This window comes from Meiothermus cerbereus DSM 11376, assembly GCF_000620065.1.
GTDB lineage: Bacteria > Deinococcota > Deinococci > Deinococcales > Thermaceae > Meiothermus > Meiothermus cerbereus.
Window position 1 is genome coordinate 56,628 of record NZ_JHVI01000010.1, and the last position, 25,031, is coordinate 81,658.

The 25,031-nt window shown below is 61.2% G+C and carries 20 protein-coding genes; 6 read left to right on the forward strand and 14 right to left on the reverse strand.

Translation table 11 applies throughout. From position 1 onward, the window contains the following. Positions 1-56: 56 nt before the first annotated feature. Together Q355_RS0104385 and Q355_RS15365 are read right to left on the reverse strand one after the other, a co-directional pair. Positions 57-770: an aminotransferase class IV gene (locus Q355_RS0104385; RefSeq protein WP_027876672.1), complete on the reverse strand. Its 714-nt coding sequence runs from the start codon at positions 768-770 to the stop codon at positions 57-59. After that, positions 757-2,667, reverse strand: coding sequence for a chorismate-binding protein (locus tag Q355_RS15365; protein ID WP_051529303.1), 1,911 nt, complete (start codon positions 2,665-2,667; stop codon positions 757-759). Before Q355_RS15365 ends, Q355_RS0104385 begins: the two co-directional genes overlap by 14 nt. A gap of 41 nt (positions 2,668-2,708) precedes the next feature. Here Q355_RS15365 and folK point away from each other — a divergent pair, with 41 nt between their 5' ends. Beyond that, entirely contained in the window at positions 2,709-3,200 is a 492-nt protein-coding gene (gene folK, locus Q355_RS0104395; RefSeq protein ID WP_027876673.1) for a 2-amino-4-hydroxy-6-hydroxymethyldihydropteridine diphosphokinase, read from the forward strand. A gap of 3 nt (positions 3,201-3,203) precedes the next feature. On the opposite strand, the gene Q355_RS0104400 is transcribed toward folK, so the two are convergent. The 7 genes from Q355_RS0104400 to Q355_RS0104430 form a co-directional block, all read right to left on the reverse strand. After that, on the reverse strand, positions 3,204-4,517 hold the full coding sequence (locus tag Q355_RS0104400) for a bifunctional folylpolyglutamate synthase/dihydrofolate synthase (protein WP_027876674.1): 1,314 nt from the start codon (positions 4,515-4,517) through the stop codon (positions 3,204-3,206). Then, positions 4,514-4,867: a dihydroneopterin aldolase gene (folB, locus tag Q355_RS0104405; RefSeq protein ID WP_027876675.1), complete on the reverse strand. Its 354-nt coding sequence runs from the start codon at positions 4,865-4,867 to the stop codon at positions 4,514-4,516. The genes Q355_RS0104400 and folB overlap by 4 nt, the downstream gene beginning before the upstream one ends. Before the next feature lies 1 nt (position 4,868). Then, the gene (gene folP / locus Q355_RS0104410; protein WP_245597489.1) at positions 4,869-5,666 is read right to left on the reverse strand and encodes a dihydropteroate synthase; all 798 of its coding nucleotides are present in this window, start codon (positions 5,664-5,666) and stop codon (positions 4,869-4,871) included. A gap of 68 nt (positions 5,667-5,734) precedes the next feature. Next, entirely contained in the window at positions 5,735-6,520 is a 786-nt protein-coding gene (locus Q355_RS0104415; protein WP_027876677.1) for an HAD family hydrolase, read from the reverse strand. A 90-nt stretch (positions 6,521-6,610) separates the two neighbouring features. After that, positions 6,611-7,162 (reverse strand): protoglobin domain-containing protein, encoded by a 552-nt coding sequence (locus Q355_RS0104420; protein ID WP_027876678.1) that lies wholly within the window; start codon positions 7,160-7,162, stop codon positions 6,611-6,613. Positions 7,163-7,423: 261 nt separating this feature from the next. Next, a complete protein-coding gene (locus Q355_RS0104425) occupies positions 7,424-7,981 on the reverse strand; it encodes a protoglobin domain-containing protein (RefSeq protein ID WP_027876679.1) in 558 nt (185 codons plus the stop codon). A 190-nt stretch (positions 7,982-8,171) separates the two neighbouring features. Further along, entirely contained in the window at positions 8,172-12,668 is a 4,497-nt protein-coding gene (locus Q355_RS0104430) for a glutamate synthase-related protein (protein WP_027876680.1), read from the reverse strand. 391 nt (positions 12,669-13,059) lie between these two features. Between Q355_RS0104430 and Q355_RS0104440 the strand changes: the two genes are divergently transcribed. Beyond that, on the forward strand, positions 13,060-13,332 hold the full coding sequence (locus tag Q355_RS0104440; protein ID WP_027876681.1) for a stage V sporulation protein S: 273 nt from the start codon (positions 13,060-13,062) through the stop codon (positions 13,330-13,332). Positions 13,333-13,464: 132 nt separating this feature from the next. After that, a complete protein-coding gene (locus Q355_RS0104445) occupies positions 13,465-14,142 on the forward strand; it encodes a zinc metallopeptidase (RefSeq protein WP_027876682.1) in 678 nt (225 codons plus the stop codon). A gap of 51 nt (positions 14,143-14,193) precedes the next feature. Here Q355_RS0104445 and cysS read toward each other — a convergent pair whose 3' ends face one another. Further along, the gene (cysS, locus tag Q355_RS0104450) at positions 14,194-15,639 is read right to left on the reverse strand and encodes a cysteine--tRNA ligase (protein ID WP_027876683.1); all 1,446 of its coding nucleotides are present in this window, start codon (positions 15,637-15,639) and stop codon (positions 14,194-14,196) included. A gap of 251 nt (positions 15,640-15,890) precedes the next feature. Beyond that, positions 15,891-16,328: a type II toxin-antitoxin system RatA family toxin gene (locus Q355_RS0104455; protein WP_027876684.1), complete on the reverse strand. Its 438-nt coding sequence runs from the start codon at positions 16,326-16,328 to the stop codon at positions 15,891-15,893. A gap of 72 nt (positions 16,329-16,400) precedes the next feature. Between Q355_RS0104455 and Q355_RS0104460 the strand changes: the two genes are divergently transcribed. Both Q355_RS0104460 and Q355_RS0104465 read left to right on the forward strand, forming a co-directional pair. Further along, on the forward strand, positions 16,401-17,633 hold the full coding sequence (locus Q355_RS0104460; RefSeq protein ID WP_027876685.1) for an aminopeptidase: 1,233 nt from the start codon (positions 16,401-16,403) through the stop codon (positions 17,631-17,633). A gap of 98 nt (positions 17,634-17,731) precedes the next feature. Continuing rightward, positions 17,732-21,553, forward strand: coding sequence for an alpha-amylase family glycosyl hydrolase (locus tag Q355_RS0104465; RefSeq protein ID WP_027876686.1), 3,822 nt, complete (start codon positions 17,732-17,734; stop codon positions 21,551-21,553). Positions 21,554-21,561: 8 nt separating this feature from the next. Here Q355_RS0104465 and Q355_RS0104470 read toward each other — a convergent pair whose 3' ends face one another. Genes Q355_RS0104470 through tkt form a run of 3 tightly spaced genes read right to left on the reverse strand, consistent with a single transcriptional unit; the run spans position 21,562 to position 24,671 of the window. After that, positions 21,562-22,476 (reverse strand): hypothetical protein, encoded by a 915-nt coding sequence (locus Q355_RS0104470; RefSeq protein ID WP_027876687.1) that lies wholly within the window; start codon positions 22,474-22,476, stop codon positions 21,562-21,564. Positions 22,477-22,517: 41 nt separating this feature from the next. After that, positions 22,518-22,709, reverse strand: coding sequence for a hypothetical protein (locus Q355_RS0104475; RefSeq protein ID WP_027876688.1), 192 nt, complete (start codon positions 22,707-22,709; stop codon positions 22,518-22,520). Further along, positions 22,710-24,671 carry a transketolase gene (gene tkt, locus Q355_RS0104480; RefSeq protein ID WP_027876689.1) on the reverse strand — a complete coding sequence of 654 codons (1,962 nt, stop codon included), beginning with the start codon at positions 24,669-24,671 and terminating at the stop codon, positions 22,710-22,712. Positions 24,672-24,916: 245 nt separating this feature from the next. Between tkt and Q355_RS0104485 the strand changes: the two genes are divergently transcribed. Beyond that, positions 24,917-25,030, forward strand: a complete 114-nt coding sequence (locus Q355_RS0104485) for a cytochrome c oxidase subunit 2A (RefSeq protein ID WP_027876690.1) — start codon at positions 24,917-24,919, stop codon at positions 25,028-25,030. The last annotated feature ends 1 nt before the right edge of the window (position 25,031 follow it).

A 25,031-nucleotide genomic window follows, 5' to 3' on the forward strand; every position in this document is an offset into this window, starting at 1 on the left:
GGTCACCCTTTAGTTTATCCTGACCCGATAACCCCACCACAGGCCTTCTGGCAGCACTACGGTCGAAAACGCGCGATAAGCTCTTGCAGTGCAGCATCGGTAGGCTGGCCCACCGGCAGCAGGCCGACGCCGGTTCCAGCCAGCAGCAGATGGCCTGTAAGCTCATCTGGCCTCAGGCGCACCTTTCCCACCCGAAAGCCCATGCCAGCCGCACATTCAAGCACTTTCTGGCGGGTGATCCCCTCGAGCCCACCTAAAAGCGCGCTCAACTCCCCCTCGCGGTACAGCAGCAAGCTGGTACGGCTGCCATCGGCCAGGTACCCGTCCTTATCGAGCAGCAGCCCTTCAAAGCAGCCATGGCGCTCGGCCTCGAGGCGGGCCAGGCGGTACGCAAGGTAGCTGCCAGTCTTATACATACCCAGATCGGGATGAATCTGTCGGGCCGTCAGCCAGACCCGAACCCCAGAGCTATAGGCCGCCGCCGGGGGTGGAACGAATGGGCGAGCGCTCGAGGCATACCCCTCGGGAAATACCACCAGCCGCAGCAGCAGGTCGGCTTTTGCCAGGCTATAGTGCATGACTTCCTGCTCGAGCGCAGCAAACCCAGGAAAAGCCAGGCCCAAAGCCGCTGCATGCCGGCGTAAGCGCTCCAGGTGCGCTGGCAGCCAGAGCGGCTGCCCCTGCAGCAGACGCAGGGTGGTATACACAAAAAAACCGTGCCAGAAAGCCTCGGGCAGTGGGTGGGTAGGCCTGCCGTTAATGCGCAACATGGTCGGTTTCCACGGCTTTCACCCGGGGTTCGCCCAAGGAAAGAAAGTTGCTGAGCAGGACCATGCCATACTCCGAGAGCATGCTTTCGGGATGAAACTGCACCCCCCAGGCCGGGCAGTCCCGGTGGGAGACCGCCATGCACAACTCCGAAGCAGTCCAGGCTTCCAGGCGAAGGGAAGAAGGCAGGTTATCGATGAGCAAGGAGTGGTAGCGGGTGAAACGGGCGGGGCTGGGCAGGCCCCTAAAAATCCCCTCCTGCAGGTGATTAACCGGACATGCCTCGCCGTGCACCGGTTCAGGGGCCCGCTTCAGGCGGGCGCCCAGGGCCATCCCAAGGGCCTGGTGACCCAGACAGATTCCCAGGAAGGGCAGCCCGACTGCCAGCGCTGCCCGCGTCCACTCGAGGCAGCGTCCTGCGCTGCTCGGATCACCCGGCCCCGGCCCCACCACCAGGTGCGTCGGCCAGGAGAGGTCGGGGGGTTCTTGGTGGTCCACCACCCGCACCTCCGCCCCCAGGGCACGGAGGTAATCAACAAGGTTGTAGCTAAAGGAGTCGTGGTTTTCCAGAAAAACCACCCGGGCCGCCTGGCGCTTGGCGGGTCTGGGGGGTCTCCAGGCGCTATCCAGGCGCGGTAAAGCTGGAGGCCTCCCCTGCTGGCCCTGCCCCAGGGCAAAAAGCAAGGCCTCTGCTTTGGCCTGGGTCTCGAGATACTCCCGCTCAGGATCGCTGGCAATCACCACACCAGCCCCCGCCGAAAAATAACCGGTGCCCTTGGCAAAGCCAAAACTTCGGATGAGGATGTTGAAATCACAGCCTTTACCCGACACATAGCCCATTGAACCGGTGTAAACCCCGCGAGGCACCGGCTCCAGTTCGGCAATGGTGCGCATCACGCTTTCCTTGGGGGCACCGGTGATGGTTCCGCCGGGAAAAATGCTGGCGAAAACCTCCTGCAAAGGGGCACGGCTTAGGCCGCGCACCTCCGAGACCAGGTGCATCACATGGGAGTAGCGCTCGAGGGTAAAAGCTTCGCTTACCTCCACGCTACCTGGCGCACAGACCCTTGCCAGGTCGTTGCGCAAAAGATCGACCAGCATGACGTGCTCGGCCCGCTCCTTGCTGCTATTGCGCAGCTCTTCCTCCCGGGCTAGATCCTCGGCTTCGCTCAGACCTCGAGGCCGGGTTCCGGCGATGGGCCGGGCTGTAATAATTCCTTCTCGGTAGCTAAAAAGCCGCTCAGGGCTGCCCGAGAGCACCGCGTAGGTCTCCCGCTCGAGCAAGCCCATAAAAGGGCTGGGGTTGTGGTCGCGCAAGGCCTGGTACAGTTGCAGGGGATCTACCCCTTGGGCGCTGAAGCGGAAGCGACGGGACAGGTTAACCTGATAAACCCAGCCCGCCCGAATACGTTCTTTTACCTCTGCCACGCTTTGCAAAAAAGCCTCTTGGGAATAGTCGCTTTCCAGCTTTAAGCCGGTTAGCGTCTTTCGCGGCAACCTCTCCAGCGGGCCCATCACCGGGCCCTCCAGCAAAACCCCCTCGAGCCAGGCATAGCCCCGGGGGTAAAAGAAAAAAGCTGCTTCTGGCAGGCCAGGCAGGGCGGCTCGCACAGGTAACCCCAGGTAGCGGGCATACTCGTAGGTAAAAAAACCTATCCAGGCTGGAAAGTAACCCTCCCCAAGCCCCTCCTCTAAGAAACTGAACACCTTTAGCGCATCACCTACCGGCCTTCCATCCAGGTAGGTACGACCCTCCCAGACCTCCAGCCGTCGCGTGGCCCCCATCCCCAACAGGGTCAGGCGTCCGAAAGGGGTAGTTTCCCCCGCCGACTCGAGCAAGGCCGGGTACAGCCCCTGGGCCCGGGCGCTGGCATAAAGGGCAGTAGCACCCTCAAACATCGCCCACCAATACTACCAGCCGCGGGTGGTACCTTGTTGGCGTGTATCGTTACGCAGTGGCTTTAGGCTCCAATCTGGGTGACCGCCTCCAACACCTGCGGCGGGGTGTAGCCCGCCTGAGGCATGGCGCTAATGTACAGGGGCTGGTTTTGAGCCGTATATACGAGACCGAACCGGTGGGTGGCCCCCTCGAGCAGGAAGCCTACCTCAACGCCGCAGCAGTGTTCTTTTGCTCGCTCGAGCCCGCCGCACTGCTGGCGCTTCTGCTACACATCGAACAGCAGGAAGGGCGGGTACGGCTCTACCCCAACAGCCCCCGCACCCTGGACCTCGATCTGCTTCTGTGCGATGGGCTAGAGCTAGAGCTGCCTGGCCTGACCCTTCCGCATCCCCGCATGCACCTGCGGGCTTTCGTGCTGGCCCCCCTGGCCGAAATCGCCCCCGACTGGGTAGTTCCAGGACGAGGGCCTGTGGCGGATTTGCTGGCTAGGGTTGGCCGCGCAGGGGTACGCCCAACAGATCTGCGTTGGTAATCCCTAACCAGCCATCGCCAGGCTGCGGTAAGGCTCGGGAAGCTCCCCCACCGTTAGCAGCGAGCCGGTCAGCACAACCGGCTGTTCTGGCTCAGCCTGGGCCAGGGCCCGGGCCAAGGCCTGAGGGATATCCGGCAGCGCCTCGACCTCGAGCCCCAGACCACGCGCTACTGCCAGCAGTTCCTCAACCGGACGGGGGCTGTGGCGCGGCTGACTTACCCATAGGCGGTCTATCCGGTCGCGCAAGGGCGGTAGGAACTCCACGGGGTCGTGGTTGGCTTTCATCCCCACCACAAAAAGACCCTTCCGCTCGGGAAAGGTGGCCTTTAGCGCCTCAGCCAGGGCCCGGGCTCCATCCTGGTTGTGGGCCACATCGAGCACCAGCACACGGGGGGGAGGCCCAAGGCGCAGCACCTGAAAACGGCCCGGCAGACGGGCCTGCTCCAGACCCCGGCGCAAGACCTCCTCAGGAATCGCCAACCCCTGCTCCGCCAGTATCCGCAGGGCTGTGGCGGCCACGGCCGCGTTGGCCTGCTGGAAAGGGCCCCGCAGGGCCAGGCGCAGCCCGCGTAGTGGCCGCCCCGGCCACCAGAGTGAAAGCCCGCTGGCATCGGTGGTGTATCGCGCATAGGCAGGGGCTGCCTTTGCGACGGTGTGCAGGGTACAGCCCAGGCCATGGGCGGTCTCCTCGATGGCCTGCAGGGCCTCCGGCTGGGTCACACCGGTCACCACCGGCACACCCGGCTTCAGGATGCCGGCTTTCTCCCGGGCAATCTGGCGCAGGCTGTGGCCCAGCACCTCCTGATGATCGAAGCCGATGCTGGTGATGACTGCGACCAAGGGCGGTGGAATGACGTTGGTCGCATCCAGCCGCCCCCCCAGACCCACCTCGAGCACCGCCACATCCACCTTTTGTTCGGCAAAGTAGCCAAAGGCGGCTGCGGTAATCAGCTCAAACTCGGTGGTCTGGCCATAGCGCGGGTCCTGGGCCAGCGCCTCTATCTCGGGCTTGAGCCTGGCAACCTGTCGGGCAAAAGCCTCAGGGGGAATGGGCACACCATCGATCTGGATGCGCTCACGAAAGTCGAAAAGGTGCGGAGAAAGGTAACAAGCGGTGCGGTAACCCGCCTCACGCAGCACCGCTGCGATAAGGGTGGTGGTAGAACCTTTGCCGTTGGTTCCCGCCACATGCACCGCACGGAAGGCAGTGTGGGGACTGCCCACCCGCCGCAAAAGCTCTTGGAAGCGCTCCAGACCAAGCTGGATGCCAAATTTGACCAGCGAGGTGGTATAGCCCAGCGCCTCGGTGTAGTTCATCGCTGCCTCGAGGTTTGCACAAACACATCCCGAACCACCCCCGGCAACGGTGCATGGGGCTTGTGTACCCGCAACAACAACTCACGCACCTCGGGGAAGTTTCTCATGATCTCCTCGGCCAGATGCTCGGCCAGGGCCTCTATCAAGTAAAAGCGTTGCTCGGTCGCCTCCTTATGGATGAGGCGAAAAACTGCGCTGTAGTCCACGGTAGAGCCAAGGGCATCGGGCTTTCCCTCGAAGGCCACCTCCATCTCCACATCTACCACAAACCGCGCACCCAGCTTTTCTTCTTCAGCATGTAGGCCGTGACGGGCGTACAGCTCGATACCAGCAAGCACAACCTTGCCCATTCTAAGCTTCTCCAGAAAGCCTGTTTTGGTGGGCCTCAATGGCGTTCCAGACCGCAAGCGCCTCCCGGTGGGCCCGCACATCGTGTACCCGCAGAATACAGGCCCCCTGGCTTACCCCAAAGAGGTGCGCCGCCAGCGTGCCCATGATTCGCCCTTCCGCCTGCTCCACCCCGCTTAGCATCCCGATAAAGCGCTTACGGCTAGCCCCCAGCAGCACCGGATGACCCAGGGCGACCAGCCTGTCCAGCCGGGCAATAAGCTGCAGGTTGTGCTCCAGGGTCTTACCAAAACCAATGCCGGGGTCGAGCACCACCTGAGGCACCCCGGCCATAAGGGCTTTGTGGGCTTGCGTCTGCAAAAAGGCCCGCACCTCCCCTACCACGTCCGCATAGCAGGCGTGTTGCTGCATGGTAGCGGGGTCGGGATGGGGCATGTGCATGATCACGGCAGGCACCCCGTAGCGGGCTGCCAGGGCTACCATTCGTTCATCGCGCAAACCGCTTACATCGTTCAGCAGGTGTACCCCCAAGGCCAGCGCCTCGGCAGCCACCTCCGGTTTACGGGTATCTATGCTGATGGGCACCTCGAGCGAGAGGAGCGCCTCCAGCACCGGCAGCACCCGGCGTTTTTCCTCCTCTACGCTTACGGGCGCTGCACCGGGACGGGTAGACTCACCCCCCACATCGATGAGGTCTGCCCCCTCAGCGACCATCTGGCGCGCACGCTTTAGGGCTGCTTCAGGTTGTTGATACCGCCCCCCATCGGAGAATGAGTCTGGGGTTAGGTTAAGCACCCCCATCAGGCGGGGGCGCGAGAGGTCTAAGGTGTACCCACGAAGCCACAACTTCACAGACCCCATGCTACCGCTTAGGAGCCCAAAGCCTCCAGCCAGGGTAGCATCTGCAAAAGGTTGGTGACCTCGAGGTCAGCGGGGTGTGCGGGGTTTTTGTCCTTGAAGCCCCGCGCCACCCAGACCGATTTCATACCTGCGTTTGCTGCACCCGCAATATCGCGCTCGGGGTTGTCCCCCACCATCACACAGACCTGGGGCTCTACGCCCAGCGTCTGGCAGATGTACTCGAAGATGCCACGCTCAGGCTTGCCCACGTCAAGTTCGCCCGACACCACCACAGCCTGAAAACGGTCTTGCAGTCCAAAGCCCTCGAGCTTCTCGCGCTGCAAATCGGGCACCCCGTTGGTCACGATGCCCAGCTTGTAGCCCGCAAGGGCCTGTAGCAGTGCGTCTATCTCGGGGTAGCGGGGGTATAGCCGCCGCTCAGCAAAGTAGCGGTGCGCCAGGGCCTCGCAGAGGGCGTCGTCGTGTATGCCCTGCTGGGCCAGGGCCTCGCCCCAGACGGCCACCCGAAAGGCAGGGGCCCAGTCGTAGAGCGTCTTCAGAGCAGGATGGGTCTGGGTTTCGTAGCGGGCCCACAGCCCCTCCCCTGCACTGTGGCCGATGCGCTGGGCATAGTCAAACACCGGCGAAGCCTTCCACAGCCGCACCGCGCTTTCCTCGGCATCCTGGATCAAACGGGGAATGTCCAGGCTGTACCAGGAAGCCGCATAAAACGCACAACTGCGCAGGGCGTGGAGCGATACTGGATGGTCTAGGATTAGGGTTTCGTCTAGGTCGAACAAAATCGCTTGAATCACCCCACAATCTTATTACCCCGTCAGCACATGAGGGGCACTGAAAACACCCCACGCTTGTTTGTTGTACAAGCGCTGCCCTTATTCATATGTTTAGCGGGCTTTTTCCAACAACACCCGCGCCCCCTCGACCAGGGCTTTTTGCTCGTCGCGGGTATATTTCAGCCCCTCCCACAGCGCGCTAAAGTAACTCTCTTGCATGAGGGCAATCTCGATGGCCATTATCTTTTCGAAAGCAGAAATGGCAGCCAGGATGTCGGGCCCGCGCAGGGCGTTGCGGAGGTGCTCGAGGGTCAACTCCTGCACAATCCCTGCCGCCGGAATGTAGTGAGCAGGACGCACCCCCACCCGGGCATGAACCAGCCCGATATACATCCGCCGCCTGGCGTATTGGGCATCGTACTGGCCGGAAAAAAGCTCACGGTACCAGGCCGCAAACGACTGGTACAGCCGCTCCACCCGGCCCGGCACGCTCCATAGAATTTCATGCATCTCGGGGTCGCGCCCCAGGTAGTCGTAAAAAGCCAGGGCCACCTCGGGTGCCAGCGGGCCTGCGATGGGCTCGAGGCTCCGCAAGGTGTGGGCATGCTGCTCGGTCAGGCCGGTGCGGTGCATAAGGGTTTGCAGCAGCTCTCCAGCCTTCATCCCTGCGATTGTACTGTACGCATCCGAGTGGCTCATACCAGGTTTGGGTGAGCAGTCTCCTACAGCGGTGGTTGTTCACCCTGACCAAGGGGACGATCCCCTTCGGTACGGAGTGTACTCCGCATACCAACGGGCGACGCGCTTTTCGCCGAACGGAGTGAGGGGTGCGTACTGAGCTTCACAAAGGCATGCCTCAGCGGTGAGTATCTCTGTAAAGCCGACATCATAACCAACCGCCCGTCACAAAGCCCCCTGCCAGGCTCAGTTAATTTTCCCCAGAATGGCCCTCGCCCCTGCTATCAGGGCTTTTTCCTGGTCGGCGGCCACGCCCAGGCGGTAGCCATACTCCATGGCCTGCATGTAGCTGTCCTGCATGAGAGCGGCCTCGATGGACATGATTTTTTCGAAGGCTTCCACCGCACTGAAAACTTCGGGCGAACGCAGGGTGTTACGCAGGTGCTCGAGCGACAGCTCTTGCACAATGCCAAAAGCGGGCATGATGAAGCTGGGCTTAACCCCTACCGCAGCGTGTACCAGCCCGATGCGGGCCCGCTTCTCCGCATATTCCGCGTTGTATTTTCCACAAAAAAGCTCCCGGTACCAGTCGGAAAAGCTTTGATACAGCCGCTCGACCCTCCCGGGAACCTCCCACAAAATGGCCCGCATCTCCTCGTCCCGTCCCAGGTAGTCGTAAAAGGCCAGGGCAATTTCCGAAGCCATGGGGGCCATCAGGGGCTCGAGCCTGCACAGTGTTTGGACGTGCTGCTCGAGCAGGCCCGTGCGGCTAATCAATTTATTCAACAACTGCCCTGCATCCATGCGGGACAATTGTACCTTGATACAAAAATCTTGAATAGGCACGAACCTCTCGCGCCAGAACAGATTGGCAAAACCATCAGAATGAGCCCGTACCTGACGCAATTCCCCAGCTATCTTTCCAAAAAGCATCGTGCATTTCAACTATGGAAACACTTATTGGGTAAGGGGCTCGGTGATTGTGCAGGGTGCTCTACTCGGTGCTGACTTCCTGCACCACCTGCTGGTTGATGGGCAGCACCATGCGGAAGTGGGACGCAGGGTCGGCCAGCAGCCGCAGGAGGCGCTCGGCCTTGTCTTCACGCTCGGCAGCCCGCAGGGCGTCAAGGTAGGCGCTCATCAGTTCGCGCACATCGGCAATGCCCCGCTCGTCCAGCTTTTGGATGGCCACTTTGGCCCCCTTGGCCAGCCGCCGGTGCATGGCTTCTTCGTTCAGGCCCATCTCGGGCCAGTAGCGCAGATAGACCCGCCCACCGGTCATGCCCGAGCAAATCCAGGGGCCGGGGTCGCCCAGTACCACCGCACGCCCACGGGTCATGTATTCGAAGGCAAAGCCCTTGGCCTGAGCGCGGGCCGCAATGTTGCCGAGTTCGTCTTGCACCGGGCGGTCAGGCTCACCGGCCAGCACCACATCGGCTCCCGAAAGACGGATGCAGAAACGGCTGTCGGCCTGCCCTTCCACAATCAACAAGCCCCCAATGGCCCCATAGGCGAACGACTTCCCCACCGAACCGTCCACATACTGGCCAAAGGGGTTGCGGCCTTTTAGAATGGCCACCTTGCCACCATAGGCGTTCTTGGCGATGCCATCCTGGGCGCCGCCCTCCACCACGATGTCCAGCCCCTCCACGTTGAAGGCAGCTACGCCGTTGCCAGCCACGCTCCCAGCATCGAAGCGGATTTCTACTTTGGCATCCCAGCCCTTGCCGTACAGGCGGCGGCGGGCAATTTCGCCGGCAAGGTGCGTTCCCAGGGCTCGGTCGGTGGAGCCCACCGGCCCATCCTGGAACAAGAGTTCACGTCCACCCTCAGCATAAGCCTGGGTCACCACCTCGGTGATTGAACGGGTAAGCTGGTTCAAGGGCTTGCGCAGCACATGCGCCGAGCGTTCACCCAGCCACTCCGGGGCCGAGACGGGTTCAAAGAAGTAGCCAAGATCGAGCTCATCGGTGTGGCCTTCTTGCACCAGCAGATCGCTGCGGCCCACCAGCTCGCGCAGGCTTCCAGCCCCCAAGGAGGCAACCAGGCGGCGCAACTCCTGGCCTTTGGCCCCAAAAAAGGTGGTCAGCTGCTCCACCGCCCGCTCGAGCTCTTGGGGTACAAAGCGCTTGAGTCCGTGGGCCTGGGCTTGCTCGGTGGTCTCGATCTGGGTAGCGATGCCCACATGACAGGTGTCCATCTGGCACTGGCGGCAGATGGTACAGCCGATCGCCACCATGGCCATGGTCGCCATGCCCACCCGGTCTGCGCCCAGGAGCACCATGCGCAGGGTATCGTAGGCGGTTTTGAGGCCCCCATCGGCCCATATTTCGACCTTGTCGCGCATGCCGGCCCGCACCAGGGCCCGGTGGGCCCGTCGCACGCCAATTTCCACCGGCAAACCGGCATATTTGAGGGCATGCCAGCGGGCCGCCCCCGTGCCCCCCTCAAAACCCGAGAGGGCAATCACGTCGGCACCGGCCTTGGCAATGCCCACCGCGATGGTGCCAATGCCGGGGATCACCGGCACCTTGACCGAGACCTTGGCCTTGGGGTTGACGGTTTTGAGTTCCTCGATGAGCTGGGCCAGGTCTTCGATGGAGTAGAGGTCGTGGTTGTTGGAGGGGCTGATCAGGTCTACCCCCGGAACGGCGTTGCGGGCCGCCGCCACTTTGGCGGTTACTTTTTTGCCCGGCAGGTGACCCCCTTCGCCCGGTTTAGCCCCCTGGCCGATTTTAATTTCGATGAAGCCCGCCGAGTTGAGCATATAGGCATGCGCCCCAAAGCGGCCCGAGGCCACCTGCTGGCCGCGCCAGTGGGTATATTTACCCAGCATATCGGGGATTTCGCCCCCCTCACCGTTAATGCAAACCATGTTGAGCTTCTTAGCCGCCTCGATGTAGGCCCGGAAGCTGGCCTCACCCTGGGAGCCAAAGCTCATGGCCGTAATCACAAAAGGCAGGGAGTGCCCCCCCACGCTCAGGTCCACTTCTTCGGGGTTGACCTCGGATTTCTCTGGGAACTTGACCCCCAGAAGCTGCCGGGCTGCCACGGGCGATTCGTGCTCGAGCCCCCTTACCTTCTCCTGGAAGTGTTCATAAGGGGACTGGCCCGAGGAAACATCCATGGCCGCCTTGAAAATACGGGAGTTAAAGCGGAAGTCCTTGGCTGGAGGAACTTTCTCGGCGTTGAGCAGGTTGAGCCGCTCCAGAAGGGTGCGCTCGAGCTCCAGCAAGCCGTAGCCTGCCTTTCCCGAGCCCAGGAAGTTGCGGATGCCAAAATGTTCAGCCAGCTCGGGTTTGAGGCCAATGGCACTGAAGATACGCCCGTAGCCGCGCAGCTCGTGGATGCCCATGGTAGATATAACCTTCTCCAGGCCCTTTTTGAGACCCTCGAGCAGGTTCTGCAGGCCCAGGGTACCCTTGCTGGCCTGGGCCTTGTGTTGCATCAGCCAGGGGGCTATTGCATCGGCTCCCAGCCCCAGGCAGACCGCCAGGTCGTGCAGGTTGCGCACCCCGCCGGAGTGCACCAGCATCGAGGTGCGGCGACGCAGGGAAATTCCTTCCTCGTCGCGGGCCTCTTCCAGGGCCTTGCCAATAGCTGCCAGGGCCAGGTAAACATCCAGCCAGACGCCCCCCTCGAATGCATGGCGATCCGAGAGCACCAGCAGTTCGGCGCCCCCCCGAGCCGCCGCTACAGCCGCCTCTTGCAGGCGCTGCAGCCCCGCAGCAATACCCTCCTCAACCGAAAACTGCAAGGGTAGCACCACATGTTTGAAGCGGCGCAGGGCCTCCTCATAGGTCAGGGTACCGTGCCCCTGGACAACAGCTAGGATAGCAGGCGAGGTTTCCTCGAGCAGAATCGGCACCACCAGCTCTTCCACGTGGCCTGCACCACGTCCGTCCGGCAGTGGCCGTCGGCCCAGGATGCTGCGGGTGGAGAAGTGTTCGATCTCGCGTTCGCGGTCGATGGCCGGGTTGGTTACCACCGCCACGGTTTCTTTGAAAAACTCCGAGAGGTTGGGTTTTTCTGGGTTCAGGGCCGCAATGGGGCCATCGTAGCCCAGCGAACCGATGGGCTCGTTACCGCTTTCTGCAAGGGCCTCGAGGTAGCCCGCATCCCAGCGATCCCAGCCATAGGCCCGCTCGAGGTTCAAGGAAGGCGGCGCAGGCTTGTCTTCCACCTGGGCCTCGCTGCCTCCAGCCACCGGGGGAAGCCCTTGGTAGCGGGGCCCGGCCAGGTAAGCCGCATAGCCCTCGAGGTTGTGGGTCTTGGTCAGGATGCGCTCGAGCACCTGTCGTTGGTGGCGGTCGAAGGGGAAAAGGCGTGTCCCTTCGGGGGTCAGGCGAAGATACATCTTTTCGCCGGGCGCAAAGGGGCGCGGTTCAGAAACGAACTCCTCCACCGTAAAGACCCCTCGCTCCGAGCTAAAAACGTATTCCGAGTCGGTCTCGACAAACCACAACGGGCGCAATCCCATCGCGTCGGTGGCAAAAACCGCCTCCTCACGGTGGCGCGTCACCAGGGCCGCCGGCCCCTGGGCCAGTGGGCCAAAGCGCTGGCGCAGGTTCATGTAGAGGTCTTGCAGGGCCGGGGAATAATTTTTAATCTCGCCCAGAATAGGCGGAAAAGCCAGGTCCATGGCCTCGGAGAGGGAAAGACCAAATCGGTACAGCAGTCCTTCCAAAATCCGGTTCAGGTCTTGCGAATCAGAGCCGCCCGTGAGCGGTATGCCCAAAAAGCGGCCCTCCCGCCGCAGGCGCTCGATGGTGTTGATTTCGCCGTTATGTCCCAGCAAGCCAAAGGGCTGCACCGCCTCGAAGGTGGACATGGTGTTGGTGGAGTAGCGGTTGTGGCCCAGGGTAAGGGTGGATTTGTACTCCGCCCGCGACAGCTCGGGAAAGTAGCGCTTGAGAATTTCGGCAGAACCCCGCACCTTATAGACCACAGTGGCGGTTGAAAGCGAAACCACGTGTACCGGGAAGCGTTGCTCGAGTAGCAAGCCCAGCTCCCACAGGGGCCCATCGCCATCGGTGGATAGACCGGCCACCTGGTAGAACAGCGGCTCGGTGCGCTTTCCCACCGGCCCCAGCACGCGGCTGTTGGTCTCTCCTTTTCGCTCCAACAGCAGCTTAATGCCCCGCCGGGAACCCTCTACCCTGAACAGGTCAAATAGCTCCTGGATGCGAGCACCTGCGCTTTTGGGTATAAATAGGTGCCCCACAAAGAAACGGGGGTTTTGTGCCAGGTTGCTGTCGAGGCCAGCTTCGTACAGGTAGCCCGCCCAAAGCTCGCGCGGGAGGTCGGTCTGAATGCCTGTGCCATCGCCTTCCCCCCGAATCAAACCCGCCCGGTGCGCCATTTTGTAGAGGCTTTCGATGGTACGCTGCACATTGGCATGACTTGGGCGCGCACTCTTTTCGGCAATGGCGATAATTCCGCAAGCGTCGCGTCCATTTGGTATACCAGGGTATGCCTCACTAAATCTCATTTGCTAGACCTCCGGGGTTGAACATGATGTAGGGGGGAACCTTCGCATAAGTTTGCGAAGATTTGAAGCAGTATACGAACCACCCTAGCCCCAGTCAATACGACCTGCCGGTGCAAAACTTGTGCAATTCGCAGTACAGGACAAAAATACCCACGAACTATCCTGTGGGCATTTAGCGGGTTGTAGCTGGTCTAGAATAATGCTTTAACAACGCATTTTATTGACATTACTTTACCTTTACTCCTACAATGCAGAAAGGAGCGTTGCACCTGGCGGTACGCCCAAACCCCATGAGGGCAATCGTGGGACTGAGCATGGAGCACATCAAGCAGCTTTCGTATATTTAAGTGTCCTTTTCGCTAACCCTGTGGACGGTGTACTAGGAGGTTTTGTGGAAACGCTGCGTGTATCCAGCAAGTCACGTCCCAACTCAGTAGCGGGCGCTATCGCTGCGCTGCTGCGCTCCCAGAGCGAGGTCGAGGTACAGGCCATTGGCCCCGAAGCAGTCAACCAGGCCGTGAAGGCTATTGCGATTGCCAGGGGTTACATCGCCCCAGATAACCTGGACTTGGTGGTAAAACCTGCCTTTGTGAAGCTCGAGCTCGAGAGCGAAGAGCGCACCGCGCTTCGCTTCACCGTGCGCAGCCAACCCCTGCAACCATAGCCCTAAGCGGTTTACCCTGGCCTTCAAGCCAAAGATTGGGCAGCGGGGGAGCTGTTGATGCTTCGCAGGCCCTGGTGACCCAAGACTCAGAGCGCTCATATACAGTTTGCTACCTTATACGTGTAGGAGGAGATGATGACCATAACGTTCATTCTGATGATTGCAGTTTTTGTGGCCACGCTGTTTATACAGTTCTGGCTGCAGCAGACCTATGCCCGCTACAGCCGGGTAGCCAACAGCCGGGGTGTCACGGGTGAGCAGGTGGCCCGGGCGATTCTGGATGCCTACGGCTTGCACAACGTGCGGGTAGAGATGACACCGGGCGCCCTGACCGACCACTACGACCCCATTGCCAAGGCTGTGCGCCTATCCGAGCCCAACTTCCACTCTCCCTCGGCAGCCGCCCTGGCGGTAGCGGCCCACGAGGTGGGTCATGCCCTTCAGGACGCCAAAGGCTATGCCTGGCTGCGGGTGCGGCACAGCATCCTGCCGGTAGCCAACCTCGGCAGCATGTGGGGACCCTGGATTTTCCTTATCGGGATGTTCATGGGCGCCGCTGGCCTGATGAACATCGGCATCTGGCTCTTCGCCGCCGCCGCACTGTTCCAGCTGGTAACCTTGCCGGTGGAGTTCGACGCTTCGAACCGTGCGCTGAGCATCCTACGGAAGATGAACTTTCTGGATGACCGTGAAATTGGCGGGGCTCGAGCGGTTCTGACTGCCGCCGCCATGACCTACGTGGCCGCACTGGCCAACTCCCTGGCTACCATCCTGCACTACGTAGCCATCATGAACTCGCAGCGCGAGTAAGCGCAGCGAAACCAGCCAAAGGCCCCGCTAAGCGGGGCCTTGTGTTTGGCCCTATACGCTCACCTTCCACTTGGGGCCTTCACGGGTGTCCTCGACCACCACCCCCAGCTCGGTCAGGCGGTCGCGAATCCGATCCGACAGGGCAAAATTGCGGTTTTTGCGCGCCTCCTCACGAATCTCCAGCAGCAGCGAGACCAGGCCCTCGAGCAAGGCCCCACCAAGCTGGTTTTCCAGCACCCGCGTCGGGAAAAGCCCCAGCACACCTTCTCCCAGCTCAGCAAAAACCCGTTCGGCCTCGAGCAAGCTCTCCCGACCAGGCCGCTCAGTCAGGGCTTTGTTGAGGTCGGTGACAAAGTTGAAGAAGGCAGCAATGGCCTGGGCCGTGTTCAAGTCGTCGTCCAGGGCTTCGGCAAAAGTCTGCCGCAGCGTTGTGACAGCCCGGTCTAGCCCAGTGTGCCGACCAGGGGGCGCATGGTGAAGCATGCGACGTATTTCACGGTAGGCGTTTAGCAGGCGAAGGTAGCCGTTTTTAGCCGCCTCGAGGCCCTCGTCGGTAAAGTCCAGCACGCTACGGTAGTGGCTACCAAGCAAGTAAAAGCGGATGTACAGGGGCTCATATCGGGCCCGTAGCTCGGCCAGGGTAATGAGGTTGCCGGTGCTTTTGGCCATCTTCTGACCATTGAGCAGCACATGGTAGTGGTGCATCCAGTAGCGGGCAAAGGTGTGTCCGGCGGCCTCGGCCTGGGCAATTTCGGCCTCGTGGTGGGGAAACTGCAGATCCACGCCGCCCGCATGGATGTCGAAGCCATCGCCCAGGTATTTGAGGCTCATGGCCGAGCACTCAATGTGCCAGCCGGGGAATCCCACCCCCCAGGGCGAGTTCCAGCGCATGATGTGTTCTGGCTCGGCCCGCTTCCACAGGGCAAAGTCGCGGGGGTCTTCTTTCTCTTCGCGCACCTCGACCCTTGCCCCCGCTTCCTGGTCTTCAATATCGCGGTTGGAGAGCTTGCCGAACTCGGGCCAGCTTCTGACCCGAAAGTAAACCGAGCCATTCGCCACATAGGCGTGCCCCCGCTTTAGCAATGCTTCTGTCAGCTCGATTTGCTCGGGTATGTGCCCGGCAGCCCGGGGGGTAATGTCGGGGCGCAGAACGTTCAGGGCCTGCAGCTCGTCGAAGTAGCTCCACATGTATTTTTCAGCTATTTCCATGGGCTCTAAGCGCTCGAGCCTGGCCCGCCGCAGTATCTTGTCTTCGCCCGCGTCGGCATCGTCGGTAAGGTGGCCCACATCGGTAATGTTGGACACAAAACGCACCCGGTAACCCTGGTGCCGCAACCAGCGCCGCAGTACGTCGTAGACAATGGGGCCGCGGGCATGCCCCAGGTGGGGGTCGGAGTAAACCGTAGGGCCGCAGACGTAGATTCCAACGTATCCGGGTGTGGCCGGAACAAAAGGCTGTTTGGCCCTGGCCATGGTGTTATAGATGTGCAGTGGCATACAAAGGCTCCGCTAAAGATGGGTCGGTAGGCTGGCGCGCTGTCGGCGTGGGGGAAATCAACAGACCGGCTGGGTACTTTTTTCTGGAGCCGCGTTTGGCTTTGGCACGGCGCCACAGTCTAGGCATCCGGTCTTTTGTCCAATCCGTGCTATGAAAAAAGCCGGGATGGAGGCTCGAAGCACACCATAACCCCGGCGACAAGACACCCTTAACATCGTGGGGCCAGCATCATAGTCCGAAGTATAGCACCTCAAGCCGCAGCGCAGCGTTCCTTTAGGCCGCGCAACAGGTCGTCGATGTTTTCTTGCATGAGCTTCTTGACCAGTTTTTGCAGCAAGCCGCCAAAGATGGGGATGTTGAGCTCGTACTCGAGCTTCAGCACGGCCCGGGTGCCTTCACCCTCGGGCAGGAAGATCCAGGAACCCCGGTAGACATCGAAATCGCCCTCTTTGCTGTCGAACTCGTTGCGCAGCTCGTCATCGAACCAGCGCTCGTCCTCGATCCAGTGCACTTTTTTTCCCATCGCAACCGCCACAAAGCGGGTACGCGAGGTGGTTCCGTGGTCTTCCAGAACCTCGAGGGTTTCCACATCCTTGAGGTAGGGTTTGAGGCCGGCCAGGTCTCGCGCAGCGGCATAGACCTCTTTGGGGGGCTTGGGAATGTACAGTTCGGAGATCACTTCTGGCATAGCGCTAGTTTACAGCCTCAATAGGCCAGATCACCCTGCTGCAATACCGCCCTGGTAGGGTAGGCTTTGGGCATGTCGACTTTTGAAGAAAAGCTCCGGCGTTTCGCCGAGGTAGCCATCAAGGTGGGGGTGGGTTTACAACCAGGCCAGAAGCTTTTTGTGAGCGCCAGCGTGGAGGCCCTGCCGCTCACCCGTCTGGTGGTGGAGGAAGCCTATAAGGCGGGCTCGAGGCTGGTGGTCACCCAGTTGTATGACGAACAGCTCAACCTGGCCCGCTACCGCCATGCCCCACGGGATTCCTTTGAGGAGTACGCCGCCTTTATGGTGGAGGCCCGGCTCAAGGCCCTGGACGAAGGCTACGCCTGGCTCAGCATTCTGGCCGACGATCCAGAGCTTTTACAGGGGCAAGACCCCGAACTAATCCGTCAAGCCAGCCAAACAGCCGCGCGCCACAGCAAGCCGTTCTCACAGCGCATTAGCGCGTTTGCTACCAACTGGTGCATCATCGGAGCGGCCTCACCGCGCTGGGCCCAGATGGTCTTTCCCCATCTTCCCCCGGAGCAGCAGATGGCGCATTTGTGGGAGGCCATTTTCCGGGTCAGCCGGGTAGACCAAAAGGACCCTGTGGCAGCCTGGACAAACCATATCGAAAACCTCGAGCGTCGGGTACAGCACCTCAACGCCAGGCGCTACGCCGCCCTGCACTTCCGGGGTCCCGGTACAGACCTTCGGGTGGGGCTGGCCGACGGGCACCTCTGGGCAGGTGGAGCGGGCCGGGCACAAAACGGGGCCCGCTGTGTGCCCAACCTACCCACCGAAGAGGTGTTTACCACCCCTCACCGTGAACGGGTAGAAGGCTGGGTGCAAAGCAGCAAACCCCTGAGCCTGCATGGCAACCTGCTCGAGGGCATCCGGGTTCGCTTCGAGCAGGGCCAGGTAGTGGAGGTCTACGCCCGCAAAGGCCAGGAGATACTGGAGCACCTTCTCCAGACCGACGAAGGGGCAAGGCGTTTGGGGGAGGTGGCCCTGGTGCCCCATAGCTCGCCTATCGCGCAGTCGGGGCTGCTCTTTTACGAAACCCTCTACGACGAAAACGCCGCCAGCCACATCGCTTTTGGCGCCAGTTACGATGAGTGCCTGGAAGGAGGCCATACCCTCTCGCAGGAGCAAAAGCAGGCCGCTGGCGCCAACAATAGCCTGATCCACATCGACTGGATGATTGGCTCGGGTCAGATCGAGGTAGATGGAATCACCCAAAACGGCCAGGTTGAAGCATTGATGCGAGGTGGAGAGTGGGTGGATTGAGCTCTGCTTTATTGATTAGTCCATGGTCAGCCAAAGGCGTAGCACTCCATCCCCCTAAGCGAACGGTTGATAAACTTGGGGCAGAGCGGAGGGATTTTGTGAGCTGCCATCAGACCAGCCCGGGTACGTTTGAGTTTCACGTATCTAAAAGCGCGCGTGATTTCTACCAGTTCGACCTCTCGCTGTTCTCGCTCAGTGGGAATGTGATCTTTGCCGACTTTGAAGCAGCCCGGCGCTTTGCTGAGGCCATAAACGCCAGGCGCGACCTGCTTAGCCACCCCGAGCAGGCCGTAAGTCCCAGCCAAATTAACGCCCTGGGTCTGATCGACGAGATGCTTCACCTGATCGTGCGGCAGTATGTTGAGCAGCATCCGGCTGTTATGCAGCAAGCGCTGGCCACGCTGGAGGAACGCCTGGGTTCGGTGGAACTCGAGAAAACCCTGCACACCTTTGCCGAGGAGTTTCCGCCCATACGGGTTTACCGGGGCGAGATTGCGCTCGAGGCCTACCTGGCCGAGACCACCGAAGGCCGCTCCAACCGCGAAATTATGCTGGAAGAAATGCTCATGCTCTGGATGGCCAATGCCAACCCAGCCTTCGGCCCCTTTGCCGAGCTGTTCGATGACGGCCGCCTCGAGCGCTCCACCGCCTACCTATCCATCATCCAGAACCTCGAGGCCTTCTTTGAGGGCCAACCGGCCTTTACCGAAACGGGCCTATCCCTGTTTAAAACCCTGCGGCTGCCCGCATTGCAGCACCCCGACTCACTCGAGGCCCAGCTCGAGTTCTTGCTCAGGCGCTTTGGCGGCAGCCTGGGGCGCTTTTACTTCAAATTGCTGGTGGCGCTGGACGTAATTCGCGAATCGGCCCGCTCTTTTGCGACCCCCGTCCAGTTTGACCAACCGGGCGGCGGGGGCGGCGAAAGCGAGATGCTCAACCTCAAGCGGCTGTCCCAGGAGCCCGAACCCGAGGCCTTCAGCCCCGACCTGGACTGGATGCCCCGCCTGGTGCTTATCGCCAAAAACACCTACGTATGGCTCGATCAGCTCTCCAAAAAATATCGCCGCGAGATCAAAACCCTCGACCAGATTCCTGAGGAAGAGCTTGAAATCCTGCAAAGCTGGGGCGTAACCGGCCTGTGGCTGATTGGTCTGTGGGAACGTAGCAAGGCCTCCCGGCGCATCAAGCAAATGATGGGCAACCCCGACGCCATCGCCTCAGCCTACTCGCTTTACGACTACGTAATTGCTCAGGATCTGGGCGGCCAGGCCGCCGTAGAGGTGCTGCGGCAAAAGGCTGCCCAACACGGTATCCGCCTGGCCTCAGACATGGTTCCCAACCACGTCGGGATTGATGGGCGCTGGGTGATGGAGCACCCCGACTGGTTTATCAGCCTGCCCTATCCGCCCTACCCCAACTACACCTTCAATGGGCCCGACCTATCGGAGGACGAGCGGGTGGGCATCTTTCTGGAAGACCACTACTACGACAAGTCCGATGCGGCTGTGGTGTTCAAGCGGGTGGATCGCTGGACAGGCGATACCCGTTATATCTACCACGGCAACGACGGCACCGCCATGCCCTGGAACGACACCGCCCAGCTCAACTACCTCAACCCCGAGGTGCGTGAGGCGGTCATCCAGACCATCCTGCACGTGGCCCGACAGTTTCCCATCATCCGCTTTGACGCCGCCATGACCCTGGCCAAACGGCACATCCAGCGGCTGTGGTGGCCCGAGCCAGGGGGCTCGCCCTGGGGGGCCTCGGTTCCCAGCCGGGCCGCCTTCGGCATGAGCAAAGAGGAGTTCGACCGGGCCATGCCCAAGGAGTTCTGGCGCGAGGTGGTGGATCGGGTAGCAGTAGAGGCCCCGGATACGCTGCTGCTGGCCGAGGCCTTCTGGATGATGGAGGGCTACTTTGTGCGTACCCTGGGCATGCACCGGGTCTACAACTCAGCCTTTATGAACATGCTGCGCGACGAGAAAAACGCCGAGTACCGGCAGATCATGAAGAACACCCTCGAGTTCGAGCCGGAGATTCTCAAGCGCTTCGTCAACTTCCTCAACAACCCCGATGAAAAAACCGCTGTGGAGCAGTTTGGCAAGAGCGACAAATACTTCGGGGTGATGACCTTATGTGCGACCCTGCCGGGCCTGCCCATGCTGGGCCACGGGCAGGTGGAGGGCTTTGCCGAACGCTACGGCATGGAATACCGCCGGGCTTACTACGACGAAACCCCGGACGAGGGTCTGGTGGAGTACCACCGCCAGCAAATCTTCCCCCTGCTCAAGATGCGCCATCTGTTCGCCGAGGTTGAGAACTTCGTGCTGTATGACGCCCATGTTGGCGACCCCCAAAACAGCCCCGGTATCGCCAGTGCTACAGAGGAAACCGCACATTCGGTCAACGAAGATGTTTTTGCCTTTTCCAACCGCTTCGGGAACGAACGGGCTTTGGTGGTCTACCATAACAAAAGCGCCGTGGCTCGGGTCTGGGTGAGGCAGTCGGTTCCACAGCCTTTCAAAGCCGCTCAGGGGCGCGAAACCCAGCAACTGGGGCTGGGCCAAGGTTTGCAACTTGCCCACGACCCCCGCACCTTTAGCATTTTCCGCGACCTGGTAACGGGCCTCGAGTACCTGCACAACAATCAGGCCCTGCACGAGCACGGGCTCTACCTCGAGCTCGGCCCCTACCAGCGCAAGGTGCTCCTGGACTGGCGCGAGGTCTACGACCACGACGGCACCTATGCCCGCCTGGCCCAGGTGCTGGGCGGGCGCGGGGTACCCAGTATGGACGAAGCCCTGCAGGAGCTCTGGCTGGAACCCATCCTACAACCCTTCCGCACGCTCTGTAGCCCCGGCCTGTTCCAGCAGCTCTTAGCCAGCCAGGGCAAACTGGATACAGCCCTGCGTGAAGAGGTACAGGAGAAGCTACTGGCCCTCTACCAGGGAATAGATGCCCATGCCACCCGCAGGCTGGCCCTGTTGCCGGTGCAGCAGGTGCTGAAGCGTCTGGAGGGCGCACTCAGGGTGGCCGCACAGGACGAACTGGTAACCAGCGGCGCGCTTCTGGGCTGGGTGTTCACCCACGGCCTGGGCATGCCCGATAGCAACCGCGCCCACCTGGAGGAGTGGCGTTTGGGGCGGGTACTCGAGCAGACCCTGACCGAGCTAGGGCTGGATGGTAAAGCAGCCCGGCGCGCAGTGGACCTGACCCGGCTGCTCATCCGCCAGAGCGAGCTGGCCCAGAAGCCCACCCGCCTGGCCCAGCAACTGCCCAAGCTACTGCAAGACCCCGATCTGCAAGGTTTTTTGCAGGTCAACCGCTTCGAGGGCCAGGTCTACTTCAACAAAGAAGCCCACCAGGCCTGGCTCGAGGGCCTGCGCCTGCTGGCCCAGGCTCTGGCCTTTGCCCAGCAGCAGACCCCCACCCAGGTCGAGAAGGTACGCAAGGCCTGGTCGGCCCTGAGCGAAAAGCTCAACCAGGCTGCCGAGGAATCGGGCTTTACAGTAGAACAATACCTGCAAAGCCTCGCCCAAAAACCCACCCGTGCCAAGTCCCAAGCAGCAAAAGGCAAGACCTCGAGGGCCAAAGCAAAGCCCCAAAAGCACAAAACAACAGCCGCAAAGAAGCCCAAAAGCAGGGCAAAGACCCAAAGCCCTGGCCCCGACGACCTAAAGCGCATCTGGGGCATTGGCCCCAAGGTATCGGCGGCCCTGCAAGCGGCTGGCCTCACCACCTTCGCCCAGCTCGCCGAGGCCCGAGAAGAAACCCTGCGGGCAGCCTTGAGCGCCGCCGGGCTGCGCCTGGCCCCCAGCCTTGGCAGCTGGGCCAGACAGGCCGCCTACCTGGCCAGAGGCGATGAGCGGGGCTTTGTGGCCTACAAGAAAAGACTCACCACCAGGCGCAGGCTGTCCTGAGCGTTTTTTTATCCTGCGGCGGGCTGTAGTTCGGTTACCTCAGGCTGCAGCTTGAGCCGGGCGATGTACTCGAGGTAATCCGCCTCGCTCAGGGGGTATTTTCCTGCCGCAGCCACAATAAAAGCCTCCATCACGTTGGTGCCAAAGCTGCGGCCCTCCAGGCGGGGGGTGGTGGTAATCAGTCTGGCAACCCCCCGCGCCCGCATAAACTCGAGGTCCTCCGGGGTGGTGGTGTTGGTCAGAATAACTTTGTCCCGCATATCCTGCGGCATAAACCGGCGTATAAAGTGCCAGTCCCCTGCCACTACATCGGCCCACTCAAAATAGCGCTGTCGCCAGTCCTGCACCTGCTTTTCCTGTTTTTCACCGGTGGGGTAGAGCCACTGGAAGGGCAGCTGGGTAATGATGGGCAGCAGGATATAGGCAATTTTTTGCAGCAGCGACAGGCGGTAAAGCGGAATTGGGAGCCCAAGCCCGAAAATTAGGTCACCATACAGCACCTGGGCCCCCGCCTCATCAAGCGCCTCGGCCAGCCCGAAGCGGTCCACCGCGCTGGGAATGAGCACCTTTTTGTCTTTCCAGCCGATGTGGGCCTCGAGCAGCCGGATAGCGTTGCGCTCGAGGGTGTGCTTCAGCCCCGAGCCGTCCAACATGGGGGTTTTTTGGGCAGCCCTGGCCATCCGTTCCGCATCACGAAAGGTGTAGCGGCGGTTGCCCGCATACACATACAGGTCGGCGCCCCCCAGCCCAAAAGCGTCCACTTTGCCATCCAGTTCCTTGACCAGCTCAATGGCCTTCTCCCAGCTCCCATCGGTGCCGATGCGCTCGAGCACAAAGGTCTCCCCAAGACTTTCCACGTAAACTTCGGCCTTGGAGTTGCGCTTAGATGAACCTATCGAAACACTCACCACGTGTTTGGGCATGGTTCACACTCTACTTTCGCAGCTCAAAACGCATCCACTGTTCACGGTGCAGCCATTAGCCGAAACAGGCCTACCAACCCCAAGCCCACCGCCAGAGCCCACAAAAACTGCGCCGTTCGCTTACTTGCAGCACCCTGGGCGGCCAAGACCCAGACCAGCAAGCCCAGCAGCGCAGCCCCCAGGGCCAGTGTAAAAAGCAACGCAGACAAATTTGAAAGGACCGTCTGAACCATTCAAACCCCCAACAGTAACTTTACTTCGGCGGCCACCCGCTCCTTGGTGAAGCCCAGCTTGCTGTACACATCGGCATAGGGGGCGCTGGCACCAAAGCGCTCGAGGCCCACCGTGCGGTGGGCGTAGCGCTCCCAGCCCAGGGGCGTACCGGCCTCGAGGGCCAGGGTAGGCAGGCTTTTGGGCAGAATCCCCTGCCGATAGTCCTCGGGCTGGGCCTCAAAGGCTTCCCAACACGGCAGCGAGACCACCCGCACCGGTATCCCTTCTTCCGCCAGCAGCTTCTGGGCCTCTAAAGCCAGCGAAACCTCCGAGCCAGTGGCTACAATAGCGGCCCTGGCCTGCGGCACGTTGGAGAGAATATAGCCCCCACGTTCTACCCCTTTTGGCCGCACATCCGCCAGTACGGGCAGGGCCTGGCGGGTCAGGATCAGGGCAGTGGGGCCGTTGGTACGCTCCAGGGCCATCTTCCAGGCCACCGCGGTCTCGTTGGCGTCGGCAGGCCGTATCACCCATAGGTTGGGGATGGCCCGCAGGCTCATCACGTGCTCGATGGGCTGGTGGGTGGGGCCGTCCTCCCCTACTGCAATGGAGTCGTGGGTAAAGACAAAGATGGTGGGGGTTCCCATCAAGGCCGCCATCCGAATCGCCGGGCGCATGTAGTCCGAAAAGACCAGGAAGGTGCCCCCATAAGGGCGCAAAGCTCTGCTCAGGGCGATGCCGTTCATGGCGGCCCCCATGGCGTGCTCACGCACCCCATAGCGGATGTAGCGTCCGCCAGGGTTACTGGCGCTGAAATCGGTCATATCGGGGGTGCGGGTGTTGTTGGAGGGGGTCAGGTCGGCAGAACCGCCCATCAACTCGGGCAGCACGGGAACCAGCTTCTCCAGCACCTTGCCGGAGGCCGCCCGTGTAGCCAGTTTCTCGCCAGCGGCAAAGCTGGGCAGGTGGGTTTCCCAACCCTGGGGCAGCCGACGCTCCAGCCGACGCCGAAACTCGGCGGCTTTTTCCGGGTGGGTCTGGGCGTAGGCCTCGAGCTTGGCCTGCCATTCGGCCTGGGCCTTTTCGCCCCGCTCAATCGCCCGCCGGTAGTGGGCGTACACCTCGTCGGGAATTACAAAGGGCTCGTAGGGCCAGCCCAAAGCTTGCCGGGTGGCTGCCACTTTTTCAGGCCCCATGGCATCGGAGTGAGCTTTGTGATGCCCGGCCAGGGGCGAGCCAAACCCAATGATCGAACGCACCGAGATCAGGCTGGGCCGGGGGTCGGCTTGGGCTTCGCGTAAGGCAGCCCGGATGCCCTCGAGGTCTTCCCCATGCACACCAGGCACCACATGCCAGCCATAGGCCTCGTAGCGCTTCAGGCGGTCTTCGGTAAAAGCCAGCTCGGTGCTGCCGTCAATGGAAATTTCATTGTCGTCGTAAAGCACAATCAGCTTGCCCAGCCGCAAATGCCCGGCCAGCGAGGAGGCCTCCCCACTCACCCCCTCCATCAAGTCGCCATCGGAAGCAATCACATAGGTGTAATGCTCGGCAATTTCGCCAAACTCGGCCACCAGCTTGCGCTCGGCAATGGCTATACCCACCGCGGTCGCAATGCCCTGCCCCAAGGGGCCGGTGGTCACCTCCACCCCAGGGGTGTGGCCGTACTCGGGATGACCGGGGGTCTTGGAATCCCACTGGCGGAAGCGCTTGAGTTCTTCCAGGGGCAGGTCGTAGCCGCTCAGGTGCAGCAGCGCATACAGCAACATCGAGCCATGGCCCGCCGAAAGCACGAAGCGGTCACGCGCGGGCCAGCCAGGGTCTTTGGGGTTGTGCTTTAGAAACTCCGTCCAGAGCACATAAGCCGCTGGGGCCATGCCCATCGGCATCCCCGGGTGGCCCGATTTGGCCTGCTCGACGGCATCCAGGGCCAGCATTCGAATGGCATCAATCGAGAGTTTTGCAATGGGGGGTATCTGGGTCATACCCCGCAATCATACCGCCTCGTTATGTGCTGGCCACCTAGCCAAAAATTGGCTTGATGATGCTCCAAATGCTTGCAGACACCGTCGCACGCCTAGTGGTTCGAGAAAGCCTACCGGGGCTGCTATCTATCACTGAAAAACGATGTGGATGTATTCGCGTGTTCAACCCCGAACCGGGACATTCCTCCCTAGGACACATGTCCTCTAACCGGATTCTTAGACTTCCTCAAAGGGGGAAGCAACCTATGGAAGAAAAAGAACAAAAACCCATTGGCGCCTTGTTTGTAGTTGGTGTGGTCACGGTTTTTATCCTGGCCTTTTGGTTTTTCCACTTCTACATGTACCTTGCGAGGGGATAGC

Coding starts and splice junctions, on each gene's coding strand:
- Q355_RS0104485 (WP_027876690.1), top strand. CDS start 24,917: ATGGAAGAAAAAGAACAAAAACCCATTGGCGCCTTGTTTGTAGTTGGT.
- Q355_RS0104400 (WP_027876674.1), bottom strand. CDS start 4,517: ATGAACTACACCGAGGCGCTGGGCTATACCACCTCGCTGGTCAAATTT.
- Q355_RS0104430 (WP_027876680.1), bottom strand. CDS start 12,668: ATGAGATTTAGTGAGGCATACCCTGGTATACCAAATGGACGCGACGCT.
- cysS (WP_027876683.1), bottom strand. CDS start 15,639: ATGCCACTGCACATCTATAACACCATGGCCAGGGCCAAACAGCCTTTT.
- Q355_RS0104425 (WP_027876679.1), bottom strand. CDS start 7,981: ATGGATGCAGGGCAGTTGTTGAATAAATTGATTAGCCGCACGGGCCTG.
- folP (WP_245597489.1), bottom strand. CDS start 5,666: ATGGGGGTGCTTAACCTAACCCCAGACTCATTCTCCGATGGGGGGCGG.
- tkt (WP_027876689.1), bottom strand. CDS start 24,671: ATGACCCAGATACCCCCCATTGCAAAACTCTCGATTGATGCCATTCGA.
- Q355_RS0104455 (WP_027876684.1), bottom strand. CDS start 16,328: ATGCCAGAAGTGATCTCCGAACTGTACATTCCCAAGCCCCCCAAAGAG.
- Q355_RS0104385 (WP_027876672.1), bottom strand. CDS start 770: ATGTTGCGCATTAACGGCAGGCCTACCCACCCACTGCCCGAGGCTTTC.
- Q355_RS0104460 (WP_027876685.1), top strand. CDS start 16,401: ATGTCGACTTTTGAAGAAAAGCTCCGGCGTTTCGCCGAGGTAGCCATC.
- Q355_RS0104475 (WP_027876688.1), bottom strand. CDS start 22,709: ATGGTTCAGACGGTCCTTTCAAATTTGTCTGCGTTGCTTTTTACACTG.
- Q355_RS0104470 (WP_027876687.1), bottom strand. CDS start 22,476: ATGCCCAAACACGTGGTGAGTGTTTCGATAGGTTCATCTAAGCGCAAC.
- Q355_RS0104445 (WP_027876682.1), top strand. CDS start 13,465: ATGATGACCATAACGTTCATTCTGATGATTGCAGTTTTTGTGGCCACG.
- Q355_RS15365 (WP_051529303.1), bottom strand. CDS start 2,667: ATGTTTGAGGGTGCTACTGCCCTTTATGCCAGCGCCCGGGCCCAGGGG.
- folB (WP_027876675.1), bottom strand. CDS start 4,867: ATGGGCAAGGTTGTGCTTGCTGGTATCGAGCTGTACGCCCGTCACGGC.
- Q355_RS0104420 (WP_027876678.1), bottom strand. CDS start 7,162: ATGAAGGCTGGAGAGCTGCTGCAAACCCTTATGCACCGCACCGGCCTG.